At 65.1% G+C, this 17333-nt stretch carries 15 protein-coding genes and 1 pseudogene; 11 read left to right on the forward strand and 5 right to left on the reverse strand.

Features of this window, described 5'->3' with window-relative positions; translation table 11 throughout:
• Positions 1-66 precede the first annotated feature (66 nt).
• Positions 67-327: pseudogene (locus LIG30_RS06635) on the forward strand (dienelactone hydrolase family protein); the annotation flags it as partial.
• 67 nt (positions 328-394) lie between these two features.
• Here the strand turns inward: LIG30_RS06635 and LIG30_RS06640 are convergent.
• Both LIG30_RS06640 and LIG30_RS06645 read right to left on the reverse strand, forming a co-directional pair.
• Complete coding sequence (locus LIG30_RS06640) at positions 395-1264, reverse strand: sulfurtransferase (RefSeq protein WP_038710692.1); 870 nt, start codon at positions 1262-1264, stop codon at positions 395-397.
• Between the two features lie 112 nt (positions 1265-1376).
• Entirely contained in the window at positions 1377-2483 is a 1107-nt protein-coding gene (locus tag LIG30_RS06645) for an aromatic ring-hydroxylating oxygenase subunit alpha (RefSeq protein ID WP_038710693.1), read from the reverse strand.
• 268 nt (positions 2484-2751) lie between these two features.
• Between LIG30_RS06645 and LIG30_RS06650 the strand changes: the two genes are divergently transcribed.
• From LIG30_RS06650 to folE2, 4 genes are all read left to right on the forward strand, one after another.
• Positions 2752-3045 (forward strand): exodeoxyribonuclease VII small subunit, encoded by a 294-nt coding sequence (locus LIG30_RS06650; protein ID WP_038710695.1) that lies wholly within the window; start codon positions 2752-2754, stop codon positions 3043-3045.
• Positions 3042-3926 carry a polyprenyl synthetase family protein gene (locus LIG30_RS06655; RefSeq protein ID WP_038710697.1) on the forward strand — a complete coding sequence of 295 codons (885 nt, stop codon included), beginning with the start codon at positions 3042-3044 and terminating at the stop codon, positions 3924-3926. Before LIG30_RS06650 ends, LIG30_RS06655 begins: the two co-directional genes overlap by 4 nt.
• A gap of 82 nt (positions 3927-4008) precedes the next feature.
• On the forward strand, positions 4009-5913 hold the full coding sequence (gene dxs, locus LIG30_RS06660) for a 1-deoxy-D-xylulose-5-phosphate synthase (RefSeq protein WP_038710698.1): 1905 nt from the start codon (positions 4009-4011) through the stop codon (positions 5911-5913).
• Positions 5914-6048: 135 nt separating this feature from the next.
• Positions 6049-6858 (forward strand): GTP cyclohydrolase FolE2, encoded by an 810-nt coding sequence (folE2, locus tag LIG30_RS06665; protein ID WP_038710699.1) that lies wholly within the window; start codon positions 6049-6051, stop codon positions 6856-6858.
• Between the two features lie 95 nt (positions 6859-6953).
• On the opposite strand, the gene tsaD is transcribed toward folE2, so the two are convergent.
• Positions 6954-7994 (reverse strand): tRNA (adenosine(37)-N6)-threonylcarbamoyltransferase complex transferase subunit TsaD, encoded by a 1041-nt coding sequence (gene tsaD, locus LIG30_RS06670; protein ID WP_038710700.1) that lies wholly within the window; start codon positions 7992-7994, stop codon positions 6954-6956.
• Between the two features lie 108 nt (positions 7995-8102).
• Here tsaD and LIG30_RS06675 point away from each other — a divergent pair, with 108 nt between their 5' ends.
• From LIG30_RS06675 to LIG30_RS26055, 6 genes are all read left to right on the forward strand, one after another.
• Complete coding sequence (locus tag LIG30_RS06675) at positions 8103-9329, forward strand: NAD(P)/FAD-dependent oxidoreductase (RefSeq protein WP_268760692.1); 1227 nt, start codon at positions 8103-8105, stop codon at positions 9327-9329.
• A 73-nt stretch (positions 9330-9402) separates the two neighbouring features.
• Positions 9403-9615, forward strand: a complete 213-nt coding sequence (rpsU, locus tag LIG30_RS06680; RefSeq protein ID WP_038710703.1) for a 30S ribosomal protein S21 — start codon at positions 9403-9405, stop codon at positions 9613-9615.
• Between the two features lie 164 nt (positions 9616-9779).
• Positions 9780-10226, forward strand: a complete 447-nt coding sequence (locus LIG30_RS06685) for a GatB/YqeY domain-containing protein (protein WP_038710704.1) — start codon at positions 9780-9782, stop codon at positions 10224-10226.
• A gap of 67 nt (positions 10227-10293) precedes the next feature.
• The gene (gene dnaG, locus LIG30_RS06690) at positions 10294-12171 is read left to right on the forward strand and encodes a DNA primase (protein ID WP_038710706.1); all 1878 of its coding nucleotides are present in this window, start codon (positions 10294-10296) and stop codon (positions 12169-12171) included.
• A 95-nt stretch (positions 12172-12266) separates the two neighbouring features.
• Positions 12267-14678, forward strand: a complete 2412-nt coding sequence (gene rpoD, locus LIG30_RS06695; RefSeq protein WP_083493936.1) for an RNA polymerase sigma factor RpoD — start codon at positions 12267-12269, stop codon at positions 14676-14678.
• A 919-nt stretch (positions 14679-15597) separates the two neighbouring features.
• Positions 15598-16155: a hypothetical protein gene (locus LIG30_RS26055; RefSeq protein WP_038710708.1), complete on the forward strand. Its 558-nt coding sequence runs from the start codon at positions 15598-15600 to the stop codon at positions 16153-16155.
• A gap of 65 nt (positions 16156-16220) precedes the next feature.
• Here the strand turns inward: LIG30_RS26055 and LIG30_RS06705 are convergent, their stop codons facing one another.
• Both LIG30_RS06705 and LIG30_RS06710 read right to left on the reverse strand, forming a co-directional pair.
• On the reverse strand, positions 16221-16508 hold the full coding sequence (locus LIG30_RS06705) for a hypothetical protein (RefSeq protein ID WP_038710710.1): 288 nt from the start codon (positions 16506-16508) through the stop codon (positions 16221-16223).
• Between the two features lie 48 nt (positions 16509-16556).
• On the reverse strand, positions 16557-17231 hold the full coding sequence (locus LIG30_RS06710) for a GntR family transcriptional regulator (RefSeq protein ID WP_235510225.1): 675 nt from the start codon (positions 17229-17231) through the stop codon (positions 16557-16559).
• Between the last annotated feature and the right edge of the window lie 102 nt (positions 17232-17333).

Here is a 17333-nt window from a genome sequence, read left to right on the forward strand (position 1 = left end):
GACTGCCACAATTCTCATTCGGGCGCCGAGATTTCAGACAGCGCGTATAGGACTATTCTTAAATGCGACCGGGCGTCGTCGCTGCAGGTGTGGGTGCCGGGCCTGTACGGCGGCAAGGACGTGGACATCCCGCAGGCATCGCTCGCGCATATGCGCGCACGCATTGCGGCGAGCGCGTCGACGCATGCGGGGGAATCGCAGATCGCCGTTCATGGCGACGCGGGGCATGCTTTCCGGGCCGACTATCGCCCGAGCTATGTGAAGGCAGATGCCGAGGATGGCTGGCAGCGCGCGATCGCGTGGTTCCGCCGCGACGGCGCGATGTGAGCGGCGGCGCGTGACGTGAGCGGCGCGCCGGCGGCTTGCGGTGCCGCCGGCGCGCCGGCATGCGGAGTTACGGCGTCGGGCCGGTCGCGACCGGCCGCGCCGGGTCCGCGCTCCATTCGCTCCACGAGCCGGGATACAGCGCGGCGCCGTGCAGGCCCGCAATCTCCATCGCCAGCGCGTTGTGGCAAGCGGTCACCCCGGAGCCGCATTGCAGGATCACCCGGTTCGGCTCGGTGCCGTCGAGGAGCGCGGAAAACGTCTCGCGCAGCTCGTGGCCGGACTTGAAGCGGCCATCGGCGGTCAGGTTGTCCTTGAAGAAACGGTTGAGCGCGCCGGGGATATGCCCGCCGACGCGGTCGAGCGTTTCGTTTTCGCCGCGATAGCGGTCGGGCGAGCGCGCGTCGATGACGATGCGTGCGCGCGACGTGAGATTCGCGAGCACGGCCTGCGCGTCGACGGTGACTTCGAGCGGCGGCTGCGCGCGGAAATTGCCGACGGGGATGCGCGACACGTCGGTCGTCATCGGCTCGCAGGCCGCTTCCCAGGCCTGCATGCCGCCGTCGAGCACCGCGACCGAATTGTGGCCGAGCCAGCGCAGCAACCACCACAGACGTGCGGCATACATCCCGCCCTGCGCGTCATAGACGACAACCTGCTGGCCGTGCTTCAGCCCGCGATCGACGAGCGCGGCGACCAGCGCATCGCGCGAAGGCAGCGGATGGCGGCCGTTCTTGCCGGTCTTCCGGCCTGACAGGTCGCGGTCGAGGTGGAGATACTGGGCGCCCGGGAGATGGCCTGCCGCATACGCGGCCTCGCCCGCGCCGGTGTCCGCGAGGTCGAAGCGGCAGTCGAACACGGCGACGCTGTCGGCCGACGCGGCGAGCAGCTCGGCAAGATTGGCCGCGGAGATGAGCGTGGTGTAATGGGTGTGTGGCATGACGGCTCCTGATTGAGCAAACGGCCTGATGTTCTAAGTCTAAACAAAAAAAGACGGGCCGCAGCCCGTCTTTCGTCATGCCTTCCGGCCGAAGCCGCCTGCCGGCCGCGCGTCAGATCGCGCCGAGCTGCCGCCGCAGGAACTCGTGGAAGTGCTGCATGCCGTCTTCCATCGGGCTCTGGTACGGACCGACCTCGGATTCGCCGCGCTCCATCAGCGCCCGGCGCCCGGCATCCATCCGCATCGCGATCTCGTCGTCCTCGATCGCGGTTTCCATGTACGCGGCGCGTTCCGCCTCGACGAACTCACGCTCGAACAGCGCGATTTCCTCGGGATAATAGAACTCGACGATGTTGGTGGTCTTCTGCGTGCCGCGCGGGATCAGCCACGACACGACGAGCACGTGCGGATACCACTCGATCATCAGGCCCGGGTAGTAGACCATCCAGATTGCGCCGAACTCCGGCGGCACGCCGTTGCGGAACTTCAGCACCTGCTCGTGCCACTTCTGGTACGTCGGGCTGCCCGGCTTGGCGAGCGCGTTGTGCACGCCGACCGTCTGCACGCTGTACCACTCGCCGAACTCCCACTTCAGGTCGTCGCACGACACGAAGCTGCCGAGGCCCGGGTGGAACGGAACGACGTGGTAATCCTCGAGATAGACCTCGATGAACGTCTTCCAGTTGTAGTCGCACTCGTGCACTTCGACGTGATCGAACCGGTAGCTCGAGAAATCGAAGTGATGCTGCGTGCCGAGCTTCGCCAGATCGTGCGCGACGTCCCGGCCCTCGGCCTCGAACAGCAGCCCCTGCCAGTTCTGCAGCGGCGTGGCGTTCAGGTTCAGGCAGGGTTTGTCGGGGAAATGCGGCGCGCCGAGCAACTGGCCTTCGAGATCGTAGGTCCAGCGGTGCAGCGGGCACACGATGTTCTGCGTGTGGCCGCGCCCGTTCAGCATGACCGCCTGGCGGTGACGGCAGACGTTGGACAGCAGCTCGATCTGGTCGGTCTGGTTGCGTACCAGCACGCGGCCCTCGTTCTCCGAGGGCAGCGCGAAATAATCCCCCGCCTCGGGCACCATCAAATCGTGCCCGACGTAGCGAGGTCCTTTCTTGAAAAGGGTTTCGATTTCGCGCGCAAGGAGCGCTTCATCGAAATAAGCCGTGACTGGAAGCTGGCTGTGAGCCGACTTCAACTGAAGCGCATCGCTCAGATTGGACATTCCCACTCCCGGTGAAAGCGTGAAAGCAGTGAACAACCCAACCATCGAAAATTCGATTTAGGGGAAACGGGGCATTATACCCGGATCGCTTTTCTCGGGGGCTTTAAGTGACTGATTTGTGTCAAATTTTCGGAAAGTGGCTGCCGGCGGATAGGCGATTCGACCCGGGTCGAAGGAGGAATGTGGGGCCGCAAGGCATGTCGGCAGGTCGGAAAATTCTCTTTTGCCGTAGAATGTCCGACTTGTTTTGAAATTTGACACCTCGTCCATGGCGAAAACCGCATCTCCAGGCGCCGCGCCGCCCGGCAACGGCTCCGAACCCTTGCCGGAGAACTACGAAGCGGCGCTGACGGAGCTCGAGACGCTGGTCGCCCGGATGGAAGGCGGCAGCCTGAGTCTCGAAGATTCGCTTGCGGCGTACCGCCGCGGTGCGGCACTTGTTGCGTTTTGCCAACAGCAACTCGAGAAAGTGGAACAACAGGTGCGCGTGCTGGACGGCGCGACCCTGAAGCCGCTTTCGGCCGGATCGGCCGCCACGGACAGCGACGACGACGATCTATGACATTCGAACAATGGATGCGGTCCGTGCTTGACCGCGTCGAGGACGCGCTCGGCCACTATCTGCCGGCTGACACTGTGGTGCCCGCGCAGCTCCACGAAGCGATGCGCTATGCGGTCCTCGGGGGCGGCAAGCGCGTGCGCCCGCTGCTGTGCCACGCAGCGGGCGAACTGACCGGCGCGTCCGAGGCGGCGCGCAACGCGGCGGCGGCGGCGCTGGAGATGATCCACGTCTATTCGCTCGTGCACGACGACATGCCGTGCATGGACGACGACGCGCTGCGGCGCGGCAAGCCGACCGTGCACGTGCAGTACGACGAGCCGACTGCGCTGCTGGTCGGCGATGCGCTGCAATCGCAGGCATTCGTCGCGCTGACGGATGCGGACGCGCTCGCGCCGGCCCAGCAGGCCGCGCTCGTGCGCGAGCTGGCGCTCGCGAGCGGCTCGATCGGCATGGCCGGGGGGCAGGCGATCGATCTGGCGAGCGTTGGCCACAAGCTGACGCGCGAGCAACTGGAAACCATGCACCGGATGAAGACGGGCGCGCTGCTGCGCGCGTCGGTCCGGATGGGTGCGCTGGCTGGCGAAACGCCGTCCGCGGACATGATGGCGGCGCTCGACGCCTACGCGGCCGCGGTCGGTCTGGCGTTCCAGGTCGTCGACGACATCCTCGATGTCACGACGGATTCCGCGACGCTCGGCAAGACGGCCGGCAAGGACGCGGCGAACGACAAGCCGACCTATGTATCGATTCTCGGCCTCGACGCGTCGCGCGACCTGGCCGCGCAGCTGCGCGCCGACGCGCATGCCGCGCTGAAACCCTTCGGCGCGCGCGCCCAGCGTCTTGCCGAACTTGCCGACCTGGTGGTGAACCGGGTCAGCTGACGCGAAAGCCCGCCGCCGCGCACACACTTCGGGTGCGTGCCAAAGAGTGCGGGCGCGTTTGTTTTCCTACAATGGAACGACGATGTACGACTTGCTGAAAACTATCGACGATCCGGCCGATCTGCGCCGTCTTGATCGCCGCCAACTGCAACCGCTCGCCGACGAGTTGCGCGCGTTCGTGCTCGACAGCGTGTCGAAGACGGGCGGCCATTTGTCGTCCAACCTCGGCACGGTCGAACTGACGATTGCGCTGCACTACGTGTTCGACACGCCGGACGACCGTATCGTCTGGGACGTGGGGCACCAGACCTATCCGCACAAGATCCTGACGGGCCGCCGCGACCAGATGCACTCGCTGCGCCAGTACGACGGCATCTCGGGGTTCCCGCGCCGCGCCGAATCGGAGTACGACACGTTCGGCACCGCGCACTCGAGCACGTCGATCTCGGCCGCGCTCGGCATGGCGATCGGCAGCAAGCTGCAGGGTGACGACCGCTTCTCGATCGCGGTGATCGGCGACGGCGCGATGACGGCCGGCATGGCGTTCGAGGCGATGAACAACGCCGGCGTGTGCGAGGACGCGAAGCTGCTCGTGATCCTGAACGACAACGACATGTCGATCTCGCCGCCCGTCGGCGCGCTGAACCGCCACCTCGCCCGCCTGATGTCGGGCCGCTTCTACGCGGCCGCGCGCGCGGGCGTCGAGCGCGTGCTGAGCGTCGCGCCGCCGATGCTCGAGCTGGCGCGCAAGCTGGAAGAGCATGCGAAGGGCATGGTCGTGCCGGCGACGCTGTTCGAGGAATTCGGCTTCAACTACATCGGCCCGATCGACGGTCACGATCTCGATTCGCTGATCCCGACGCTGCAGAACATCAAGGAGCTGCGCGGCCCGCAGTTCCTGCACGTCGTCACGAAGAAGGGGCAGGGCTACAAGCTGGCCGAGGCCGATCCGGTTCTCTACCACGGCCCGGGCAAGTTCAACCCGGCCGAGGGCATCAAGCCGTCGGCGACGCCGTCCAAGAAGACCTACACGCAAGTGTTCGGCGAATGGCTGTGCGACGCGGCGGAAAGCGATTCGCGCGTCGTCGGCATCACGCCCGCAATGCGCGAAGGCTCCGGCATGGTCGAGTTCGAGAAGCGCTTCCCGGATCGCTACTACGACGTCGGCATCGCCGAGCAGCACGCGGTGACGTTCGCGGGCGGTCTCGCGGCCGAGGGGATGAAGCCCGTCGTCGCGATCTACTCGACGTTCCTGCAACGCGCGTATGACCAGCTGATCCACGACGTCGCGCTGCAGAACCTGCCGGTCGTGTTCGCGATCGACCGCGCGGGCCTCGTCGGCGCGGACGGCGCGACGCACGCGGGCGCGTACGATCTCGCGTTCATGCGCTGCATCCCGAACATGACGATCATGGCCGCATCCGACGAAAACGAATGCCGCCAGATGCTGCACACCGCGCTGCAGCAGCCGAACCCGACCGCAGTGCGCTATGCGCGCGGCGCGGGCACCGGTACGCCGACGATCAAGGAATTCACCGAGCTGCCGATCGGCAAGGGCGAGGTGCGCCGCCGCTCGTCGCAGCCGCAGGGCAAGCGCGTCGCGATCCTCGCGTTCGGCACGATGGTCGCGCCGTCGCTGGTCGCCGCCGAGGAACTCGATGCGACCGTCGCGAACATGCGTTTCGTGAAGCCGATCGATGCGGATCTGGTGCGCGAGCTGGCGGAAACGCACGATGCGATCGTCACGGTCGAGGAAGGCTGCCTGATGGGCGGCGCGGGTTCCGCATGCGTGGAAGCCCTGATGGAGAGTGGGGTTATCCGTCCCGTACTACAATTGGGCCTCCCTGACCGCTTCATCGATCACGGCGAACCCGCGAAGCTGCTGTCGCAATGCGGCCTCGACGCCGCGGGCATCGCGAAATCGATTCGCGAGCGCTTCCTGAGCCCGGCGGCCGACGTCGCCGGCCAGGCCAAGCGCGTGGCGTAACCTGCGCCGCCGCGCGACGCGGTTTTTCTGTTGTTGCGGAAAACATGGGCCTTCGGGCCCATGTTGTTTTTCCGGCATGCCGCTCTGTGGCGGCGCGCGCGAAGAAGAACGCGCGGCTTACAAGGATTGAACAAGATGAACCAGATGAACCCCGCCTTCGTGATGCCCGACGTGCAGAGCACGGTGGATACCCGCCAGATCCCGATTCAGCGCGTGGGCGTGAAGGCGGTGCGGCATCCGTTGACGGTGCGCACGGAAAGCGGCGACGTGCAGCCGACCGTCGGCCTCTGGAACCTGGACGTCCACCTGCCGGCCGAGCAGAAGGGCACGCACATGTCGCGCTTCGTCGCGTTGCTCGAAGAGCATCGCGCGCCGCTCACGACCGAGCGATTCCGCGCAATGCTCGCTTCGATGCTGGAGAAGCTCGAGGCCGAGGCCGGCCGCATCGAGGTGACGTTTCCGTATTTCGTGAACAAGACCGCGCCGGTGTCGGGCGTGCAGAGTCTGCTGGACTACGAAGTGACGCTCGCGGGCGAAAGCCGCGGCGGCGCGACGCGCCTGTTCATGAAGGTGCTGGTGCCGGTGACGAGCCTGTGCCCGTGCTCGAAGAAAATTTCGCAGTACGGCGCGCATAACCAGCGCTCGCACGTGACGATCGACGCGGAGCTGGCCGAGGACCTGCCGGTCGAGGCATTGATCCGGATGGCCGAGGAAGAGGCGTCGTGCGAGCTGTGGGGGCTGCTGAAGCGTCCGGACGAGAAGTTCGTCACCGAGCGCGCGTACGAGAACCCGAAGTTCGTCGAGGATCTGGTGCGTGACGTCGCGCAGCGCCTCGACCGGGACGAGCGCATCGTCGCGTATGTGCTCGAAGCCGAGAATTTCGAGTCGATCCACAATCACAGCGCGTATGCGCTGATCGAGCGCGACAAGCGGCACGCCGCGTAACGCGATCGCCGCCGGCACCCAGGAAAACGGCCGCTCGATTCGAGCGGCCGTTTCGTTTTCGGTGTCGCGCGCGGCGTCGGGCGTCGCGCGGCGGGTCAGCGCGCGAGCGACGCGAGATCCCAGCGTGGCTTCACGGTGAACGCGTAATCGCTGCTTGCCTGTCCCGGCCAGCGCGCCAGGCGCAACGCGCCCGCGAGCGCGATCATGGCGCCGTTGTCGGTGCACAGCGCGAGATCGGGGTAGTGCACGGCGAAGCCGCGCTTCGCGGCTGCCGCCGACAGCGCGGCGCGCAGCTGGCGGTTCGCGCCGACGCCGCCCGCCACCACGAGGCGCTTGAGCTTCGTCTTCTTGAGCGCCGCCAGCGACTTGGCGACGAGCACGTCCACCGCTGCGTCGACGAATCCGCGCGCCAGATCCGCCTTGGCCCGCTCCAGCGCTTCGCCGGACAGCCCGGCCGCTTCGAATTTCTTCATTTGCGTCAGCACGGCGGTTTTCAGGCCGCTGAAGCTGAAGTCGAGGTCGCCGGAGTGCAGCATCGGGCGTGGCAGCACGACGGCGCCCGGCGTGCCGGTCTCCGCGAGCTTCGAGACTTCCGGGCCGCCCGGGTAGCCGAGGCCGATCAGCTTCGCCGTCTTGTCGAACGCCTCGCCGGCGGCGTCGTCGAGCGTTTCGCCGAGCGTCTCGTACACGCCGACATCGGTGACGCGCATCAGCTGCGTATGGCCGCCCGACACGAGCAGCGCGACGAACGGAAACGGCGGCGGCTCGGCCACGAGCAGCGGCGACAGCAGGTGCCCTTCGAGATGGTGGATGCCGACCGTCGGCTTGTCCCATGCCATCGCGAGCGCGTTGGCGATGCTCGCGCCGACGAGCAGCGCGCCGGCGAGGCCGGGGCCCTGCGTGAACGCGATCGCGTCGATGTCCGCAGCCGTCGCACCGCTGCGCGCCATCACGTCTTCGAGCAGCGGCAGCGCGCGGCGGATGTGGTCGCGCGATGCCAGTTCCGGCACGACGCCGCCGTATTCACGATGCATCGCGATCTGCGAGTGCAGCGCGTGCGCGAGCAGCCCGCGTTGCGTGTCGTAGAGCGCAAGGCCGGTTTCGTCGCAGGAACTTTCGATGCCGAGAACGAGCATGGTAGGAGGCGGAGCGCGCCGCAACGACGCGGCGCGGAAATGTAGACGTAACAGAAAAGTATACCAGCCGGCGGCCGTGCGCTGCCGGCGCGCCGGGCGGAGGGTACAATCCGCGCCATGGAAACTTTCGATATCGCCGTCATTGGCGCGGGCGCGGCCGGCATGATGAGCGCCGCGGTGGCCGGGCAACTCGGCCGGCGCGTGGTGCTGATCGACCATGCGCCGCGTCTCGCCGAGAAGATCAGGATTTCCGGCGGCGGCCGGTGCAACTTCACGAACCTGTACGCCGGGCCGGACAATTACCTGTCGGCCAATCCGCATTACTGCCGCTCGGCGCTTGCCCGCTACACGCCGCGCGATTTCATGGGGCTGCTCAAGCGCCATCGCGTGACCTGGCATGAAAAGCACAAGGGGCAGCTGTTCTGCGATCACGGCAGCGAAGCGATCATCGACGTGCTGAAGCACGAATGCGACGCGGGCGGGATCGCGTGGCGCCGGCCGGTCGCGGTCGACGCGGTGCGCCATGCGCCGGACGCCGGCTTCACGCTTGACACGCAGGCCGGCACGATCGGCGCGCGCGCGCTGATCGTCGCGACGGGCGGCCTGTCGATCCCGAAGATCGGCGCGACCGACTTCGGCTACCGGCTCGCCAAGCAGTTCGGCCACAAGCTCGTCGATACGCGGCCGGCGCTCGTGCCGCTGACGTTCGCCGAGCAGGACTGGGCGCCTTTTTCCGCATTGTCCGGCGTGTCGCTCGAAGTGCGCGTGTCGACCGGCGACAGGAAGCGCGGGGGCGAATTCGTCGAGGATCTGCTGCTGACGCACCGCGGCCTGTCCGGGCCGGGCATCCTGCAGATTTCCAGCTACTGGCAGCCGGGCGAGCCGATTCGCATCGATCTGCTGCCGCAGCGCGACGTCGTCGCCGAGCTGCTGGAGGCCAAGCACAGCTCGAAGCGGCAGATCGGCTCGCTGCTCGCCGACTGGGTGCCGTCCCGTCTCGCGCATGTGTGGCTGGATGCGCAGCGGGTCGCCGTGGACGCGCGGCTGGCCGACCTGCCGGACAAGGCGCTGCGCCAGGTCGGCGACGCGCTCGGCGGCTGGACGCTGACGCCGAGCGGCACCGAGGGCTATCGCAAGGCCGAGGTGACGAAGGGCGGCGTGGATACGCGCGAGCTGTCGTCGACGACGATGATGAGCGCGCGGGTGCCGGGCCTGTTCTTCGTCGGCGAGGCGGTGGACGTGACCGGCTGGCTCGGCGGCTACAACTTCCAGTGGGCGTGGGCGTCGGGGGCGGCGGCCGGGCAGGCGGCGGCCGAGCATGCACGTGGTGCTTGACGGAATAGTGCCTTTGTGTAAAGGGTCTGCTATACTCCAAACCCTTTCCCTGCAATCTTTCTACGTGACGGTCATGACGATCATCCGCGTTAAAGAGAACGAGCCGTTCGAAGTTGCAATGCGTCGCTTCAAGCGCACGATCGAAAAGAACGGTCTGCTGACCGAACTGCGTGCGCGGGAGTTCTTCGAGAAGCCGACGGCCGAGCGCAAGCGTAAGAAGGCTGCTGCAGTGAAGCGCCACTACAAGCGCATTCGCGGCCAGATGCTGCCGAAAAAGCTTTATTGAACAATGTACGCGCCGCGCGGTTCGCTGGGCGGCGCACCGGCGGTTTCCGTGCGAATCGCCGATGCCGGAATCGAGCAACCCGCTTGAGACACTGTCCCAAGCGGGTTTTTGTGTTGACGTCCGCTGGCGGGCGTCGCATTCACATATCCATCCTCGGGTGAAAGATGAGTTTGAAAGACCAGATCAGCGAAGACATGAAAGCCGCGATGCGCGCGAAGGAAACCGAGCGTCTCGCAACGGTTCGCCTGCTGCTCGCCGCGATCAAGCAGCGTGAAGTCGACGAGCGGATCACGCTCGACGACGCCGGCATCACGGCGGTGATCGACAAGATGATCAAGCAGCGCAAGGATTCGATCAGCCAGTTCCAGGCCGCGGGCCGGGACGATCTGGTGGCGAAGGAGCAGGCCGAGCTGACCGTGCTGGCCGCCTACATGCCGGCGCAGCTGTCGGAGGCCGAGGTGGCCGCCGAAGTGCAGGCCGCCGTCGCGCAGACGGGTGCGGCCGGCCCGCAGGACATGGGCAAGGTGATGGGCGTGCTCAAGGGCACGCTCGCCGGCCGCGCCGACATGACCGCCGTTTCCGCACTCGTCAAGGCAGCGCTGTCGAAGTAACCCCGAATGCCCGGCCGCGCCTGCGCGGCGCGCCGGGCTGTCGCAACGTTCTCAAGCCGATCCCACGGTGATTCCGCATTCGTTCCTGCAGGATTTGCTGAACCGCGTCGATATCGTCGACGTGGTGGGCCGGTACGTGCAGCTCAAGAAGGGCGGCGCGAACTTCATGGGCCTGTGCCCGTTCCACAACGAGAAGAGCCCGTCGTTTACCGTCAGTCCGACGAAGCAGTTCTATCACTGCTTCGGTTGCGGCGCGCACGGCACGGCGATCGGCTTTCTGATGGAGCATGCCGGGCTGAGCTTTCCCGAGGCGGTGCAGGAGCTCGCGCAGTCGGTCGGGCTGAGGGTGCCGCACGAGCCGTCGCCGATGCGCGGCGGTGGCGCGGGCGGCGCCGACGGCCATGCGCCGTCCCCGGTCTCGAAATCGGTCGCCACCGCGCTGTCCGACGTAATGCAGACCGCGTGCGACTACTACCGCAAGCAGCTGCGCGGCGCGCCGGTCGCGATCGAGTATCTGAAAAAACGGGGGCTGACCGGCGAAATCGCCGCCCGGTTCGGGCTCGGCTATGCGCCGGACGGCTGGCAGAATCTCGAATCGGCATTCGCGGACTATCGTGACGATGCGCTGGTCGAGGCCGGGCTCGTGATCGTCAGCGAGAAGACCGACGCGCAGGGCGTGGCCCGGCGCTACGACCGGTTCCGCGAGCGGATCATGTTCCCGATCCGCAACGTGAAGGGGCAGGTGATCGGCTTTGGCGGCCGGGTGCTCGGCAGCGGCGAGCCCAAGTATCTGAACTCCCCCGAAACCCCGCTGTTCAACAAGGGCAGCGAACTGTACGGCCTGTTCGAGGCGCGGCTTGCGATCCGCGAGCAGAAGTACGTGCTCGTCGTCGAAGGGTACATGGACGTCGTCGCGCTCGCGCAGCTCGGTTTCCCGAACGCGGTCGCGACGCTCGGCACCGCGTGCACGCCGATCCACGTCCAGAAGCTGCTGCGGCAGACCGACACCGTGATCTTCAGCTTCGACGGCGACTCGGCCGGCCGCCGTGCCGCGCGGCGCGCGCTCGATGCGTGCCTGCCGCACGCGGCGGACAACCGGACGATCCGGTTTCTTTTCCTGCCGTCCGAGCACGATCCGGACAGCTTCGTGCGCGAATTCGGGGCGGATGCGTTTTCGGAGCAGGTCCAGCGGGCGATGCCGCTGTCGCAGTTCCTGCTGAACGAGGCGGTCGCGGGCAAGGCGCTCGACCAGCCGGAAGGGCGGGCGAAGGCGCTGTTCGACGCGAAGCCGCTGTTGCAGGCGCTGCCCGCGAACGCGCTGCGCGCGCAGATCATGCACATGTTCGCGGACCGGCTCGACATCCCGTTCGAGGAAGTCGCGGCGCTCACCGACGTGGACACGCGGCTCGCCGCGCCGCCGCGCCAGGGGCCTGCGCGTACCGAGCGGCGGCGCGTGACCGATAACGAGAAGCGCGCGCTGCGCAACCTGGTGATGCATCCGCGGCTCGCCGCGCAGCTCGACGACGAGCAGCTGGCGACGCTGCGGGCGCTGCCGCGCAACGGGGAGCTGTTTGCCGAAGTCGTCGATCACGCGCGCGCGCTGGGCGAGGGGGCGGAGTTCCGGCTCCTGTCCGACGTGCTGCGAACGTCCGTGAACGCGGCGACCTACGAGGAAATTTTCCGCGAAATTCTGGACTATGATGAAAACGTCCGGGATCTGCTGTTACAGGATCCGGAAGGTGGGGCGATGCTCGAACGGCAGCGTGAACAGGAACGGATCGCGGGGGAGGAGCTTCAGGCGGCGGTGTTCAAGATGCGCTACGACGTGTGCTGCGACCGGCTCGACCGGCTGTCGCGCCAATCGACCTTTACGCCGGAGGAGCTGGCGGAACTGACCGAATTGAATCAGCAGCGAGCCGAGATGAAGCGGCGGCTCGGGCTGTAAGCGCCAGGCGGGCAGGAGGAAAGAGACGGCTACCCCAGCGTGCTATAATACAAGGTTTTCAGCGGTTTGTTTTCTAGGCAGAGGCGAGAATCGCAATGGCAAAGACGACAGGCGGAGAGAATGCAACGGGCAACGGCTCGACGGAGCCGACCACCACGGTCACAGCGGCCAAGTCTGCTTCTTCCGCAAGGACAGAGTCTTCCGCCGTAACAGTTGCTGCAAGAAAAAAAACCGCGGCCGGCACTGCTCAGGCTGCGCCGGCGCAGGCAGCCAGGGCTGCCGTCATGCCCGAACCCGGGCCGGCGAAGCCGGCGGCGAGGCGGGCGAGTGCGAAAAGCGCAAGGGACGCGGCTGCCGCGGCGGACGAAACGGCAGTACGTACAACTCATGCACCCACGGTTCAACCGGCTGTCGTCCAGCAGCCGCGAGTCGATATAGCCGGTACGGCGAACTCCATGACGAAAAAGCTGAACGAAGTATCCGTCGATGACGACGCAAACCAGAGCGGCGAGCAGCCTGCCGCTGCCGCTGCTGCTGCCCCTGGTAAATCCAAGGTGCGCGATCGCCGCGCCAAGGAAAAGGCGCTGCTGAAGGAAGCGTTCGCGACGAGCACGCCCGGCACGGCCGAGGAGCTCGAAGAGCGCCGCGTGAAGCTGCGTGCGCTGATCAAGCTCGGCAAGGAGCGCGGCTTCCTCACGTATGCCGAAATCAACGACCACCTGCCGGACAACTTCACCGAGACCGAGGCGCTCGAGGGGATCATCGGCACGTTCAACGACATGGGCGTGGCGGTTTACGAGCAGGCGCCGGACGCGGAAACGCTGCTCCTGAACGACAACGCGCCGGCGGCTTCGTCGGACGACGAGGTCGAGGAAGAGGCCGAAGTCGCGCTGTCGACGGTCGACTCGGAATTCGGCCGCACGACCGATCCGGTGCGGATGTACATGCGCGAGATGGGCACGGTCGAGCTGCTCACGCGTGAAGGCGAAATCGAGATCGCGAAGCGGATCGAAGACGGCCTGCGCCACATGGTGATGGCGATTTCGGCATGCCCGACGACGATCGCCGACATCCTCGCGATGGCCGAGCGCGTCGCGAACGAGGAGAGCCGTGTCGACGAGCTCGTCGACGGCCTGAACGATCCGAACGCGCAGGACACCGACACCGACGGCTTCTCCGCGAAGGAAGCGGAAGCGATCGAGAACGAGGACGAAGAAGCCGAGGAAGAGGAAGAAGAGGAACAGGAAGAAGACGACGGCGCGGCGCAGGCAACGGCCAACGCCGCGCAGCTCGAGGCGCTCAAGCGTGCGTCGCTCGAGAAGTTCGCGCTCATCGGCGAGTGGTTCGAGAAGATGCGCCGCTCGTTCGAGAAGGAGGGCTACAAGTCGAAGTCCTACCTGAAGGCGCAGGAAACGATCCAGAACGAGCTGATGACGATCCGCTTCACGGCCCGCACCGTCGAGCGTCTGTGCGACACGCTGCGCGCGCAGGTGGACGAAGTGCGCCAGGTCGAGCGTCAGATTCTGCACATCGTCGTCGACAAGTGCGGCATGCCGCGCTCGGAATTCATCGCGCGCTTCCCGGGCAGCGAGACGGATCTCGAATGGACCGCGAAGATCGCGGCCGAAGGCCATTCGTACAGCGCGGTGCTGTCGCGCAACATCCCGGCGATCCACGAACAGCAGCAGCGTCTGCTGGATCTGCAGGCGCGCGTCGTGCTGCCGCTGAAGGACCTGAAGGAAACCAACCGCCAGATGGCGGCGGGCGAACTGAAGGCGCGCCAGGCGAAGCGTGAAATGACCGAGGCGAACCTGCGTCTCGTGATCTCGATCGCGAAGAAGTACACGAACCGCGGCCTGCAGTTCCTGGACCTGATCCAGGAAGGCAACATCGGCCTGATGAAGGCGGTGGACAAGTTCGAATACCGTCGCGGCTACAAGTTCTCGACGTACGCGACGTGGTGGATCCGTCAGGCCATCACGCGTTCGATCGCGGACCAGGCGCGCACGATCCGGATTCCGGTTCACATGATCGAGACGATCAACAAGATGAACCGCATCTCGCGGCAGATCCTGCAGGAAACCGGTCTCGAGCCGGATCCGGCGACGCTTGCCGAGAAGATGGAGATGCCGGAAGACAAGATCCGCAAGATCATGAAGATCGCGAAGGAGCCGATCTCGATGGAAACGCCGATCGGTGACGACGACGATTCCCATCTCGGCGATTTCATCGAGGACAACAACACGGTCGCGCCGGCCGATGCCGCGTTGCACGCGAGCATGCGCGACGTCGTGAAGGACGTGCTCGATTCGCTGACGCCGCGCGAGGCGAAGGTGCTGCGGATGCGTTTCGGTATCGAGATGAGCACCGATCACACGCTCGAGGAAGTCGGCAAGCAGTTCGACGTCACGCGTGAGCGGATCCGTCAGATCGAGGCGAAGGCGCTGCGCAAGCTGCGTCACCCGAGCCGTTCCGACAAGCTGAAGTCGTTCCTCGAAGGGAACTGATTTCCGGCGAATTCCGTCGGGCCGCCACCGGTGTCTTCATGATGCCGGTGGCGTTTCTCTCCAGTGTTGTTACAATGCCGGCCCGGCGTGTCATGTCGGACGGCATGTCATGTATCCGTGCATCGGATAGGGCCGGATGCAGTAGAATGATCGGTTTTCAGGGCCTCTAGCTCATGCCTGGTTAGAGCAGCGGACTTAGCAAGTGTCGTCCTGTAGCTCGCAAGAGTATGGACTGCACGGAATGGGTTGCCTTGGAGCAAGTTCGCTCTGCTCCTTGGTAGAACTGCTCAAATTCGGGGAAACCTCTGCTGCCGTGGCAGCGTGGCAATCCCGAGCGAAGCTCTCTTTGAGAGAACGTGTAGAGACTGTACGGGCAGGTCGTAAAGACAAGAGACAGTCCAGACCACAAACCCGAAAGGGGTGGCGAAAGCCATAGCTGGTAAGCATAATCCGTTGGTGCCGGGTTCGACTCCCGGGGGGCCCACCAAAATTCACTCAGAAAGCTCCTTCGGGGGCTTTTTGCTTTTGGGGCGCTTGAAAAGCCGGGGCAGGTCATACATTTCTGGCGTTGATTTCTCGCATACGGCCCTTAGAGCACATCGCTGTCAACCTCCCGCCACGATCCGTCGAGCCAGGCTGAATTCCGATGATATCGACCAGAGACTCTCTGCCGGATTGGTTGAAAAATTCCGCCTCAGGTCAGTCGGCCAGAGAAGGAAGTGCAATTAAAGCAACAGTGACTGCCGTAATTTTATTTACGTGCAGTACCCTTCTCGCAAGCTTCGAATAACTGCAAGTCCCCACCCCTGCAGCCCAGCGCAAATACGTCGACGCATAAACGGTTCCTCAACCCTAAAAAATTTCCAACTTTCAGCCGTTAACTCCGTGGTCGCTTTCTCAAACAACTACGAGAGGTAGCATGAGCATTAGTCTTCGGCTGGCAACTGTAACGACGGCATTGACGCTGACGGCTTGTACGACCGCCGCACTGCAAAGCTTCAACAGCGGCTTGGCGCAGATGAATCAAGCACTGGCGCCAACCTCCAACGGAACGCCAGCCATTTTCGGGCCGTCTCTATCCGCCGAGCAGCAACAGCAGATGCGTAATGCCGTGTCGGCATCGCTCGCCTCGCGGGACGCAGCGTTTCGTAACATGGTGAACTCAGCGCAGCCGGTGCTAGTTGCTGTGATGTCCAAGGCAGCCTGTTACCAAGACTGGAACGACTCCCGGGTGCTGAGCATGTACACCTCGGCGCAGCTCGGTAACGGATGGATTCCGTCGCCATGGAGCAATATGAAATACGCCCCTAAGAGCCGTTGCCTGACGGTCCTCCGAACAGACTCGTGGACGCAGAAGTCTTTGAACTCTTTCCGGCTTCGAACCGTTTACTACAGCCCCGAAAGTGGAGAGAGCCAAGCACTGACCTACGAGTTCATCAATCAGGACGGAAACTGGCTGCTAAACGCAGTGCTCTGACGGTAATCTCCCGAGAAAGAAAGCCGCCCCAAGGTGGCTTTGTGAGACCCTGCTCGGGAGCCTGGCTAGTCTGCGGGAGGATCGGGATGCTTGATCGCATCCGGGTGTGGCGTAACGCTGACATATTGCTTCAGTTCCGGCTGGTGAGTCGCCAACAGCCCGAATACCAAGCCGCCGATCCTCCGGGCGAATTCATCGTCCAGCTTGAAATTCTCATCAGCCAAAGGCCACGGAACTACCATCGCGGCCTCCATTCTTCGAGCCAGAGATTCACGAGACATCGTGCATATTTGCAGAGACTGCGCTTCCTCGTCGTAACCAATCACGACACAGCGCGGCGGAAGTTTATCCATTTGCGCCACGTCCTCTCAAACAGTTTACGTATTGTGCGCATTGCATGCTCACGAAAACGGCAACGTCCCCGCCGGCGCATTCCTGACGAGCGCGAGTGTCGTGCTGATGTGATCCTCGAGCGCGAGCGCCGCACGCACATCCGCGCGCCGCATCGCCGCATCGAAAATACACGCATGCTCCGCATGCACATCGCGCCGCGCGTCCTCGAGCCCGATGCACAGGCGCCGGTAGCGTTCGCCCTGCTGCGACAGGATGCGCAGGATCAGATACGTCCACGGCGACGCTGCCGCCGAGATCAACGCTTCATGGAACCGGCGATTGCATGCCTCCCACGCGGCCCGGTTCTCGACCGAGATCGGGCGTTCCCACGCGGAGAGCATCTCGAAGCTCTGCCGCACACGCTGTTCCCATGCCGCATCCCCATGCCGGACCGATTCGCGCAGCGCATCGACCTCGATGTGGAGGCGCAGTCGCGTGATCGCCTCCAGATCGGCGATCGACATCGGCGTGACCCGGAACCCACGCTGCCCTTCGGCAACGACCAGTGCGTCGCTCACCAGCCGCGTCAGCGCCTCGCGCAGCGTGCCCGCGCCGACGCCATAGACGTCCTTCAAATGCTCGACGCGCAGCTTGGCGCCCGGCGGATAGTGTCCTTCGATGATGTGTTGCCGCAACTGGTGATACGCGTGCTCGCCGAGCGTGCGGGCATGGGGCTCGGCCAGTTCGTCGGCTGCCGCATCGTGCGCATCGTGCGTGGCATGTGTGGCATGCGTGGCATGCGTGGCATGTGTGGCGGCGCCCGACAGGTCGTCGTGCGCCGGCGG

Origin of the sequence: Burkholderia sp. lig30 (assembly GCF_000687455.2) — a bacterium.
GTDB lineage: Bacteria > Pseudomonadota > Gammaproteobacteria > Burkholderiales > Burkholderiaceae > Burkholderia.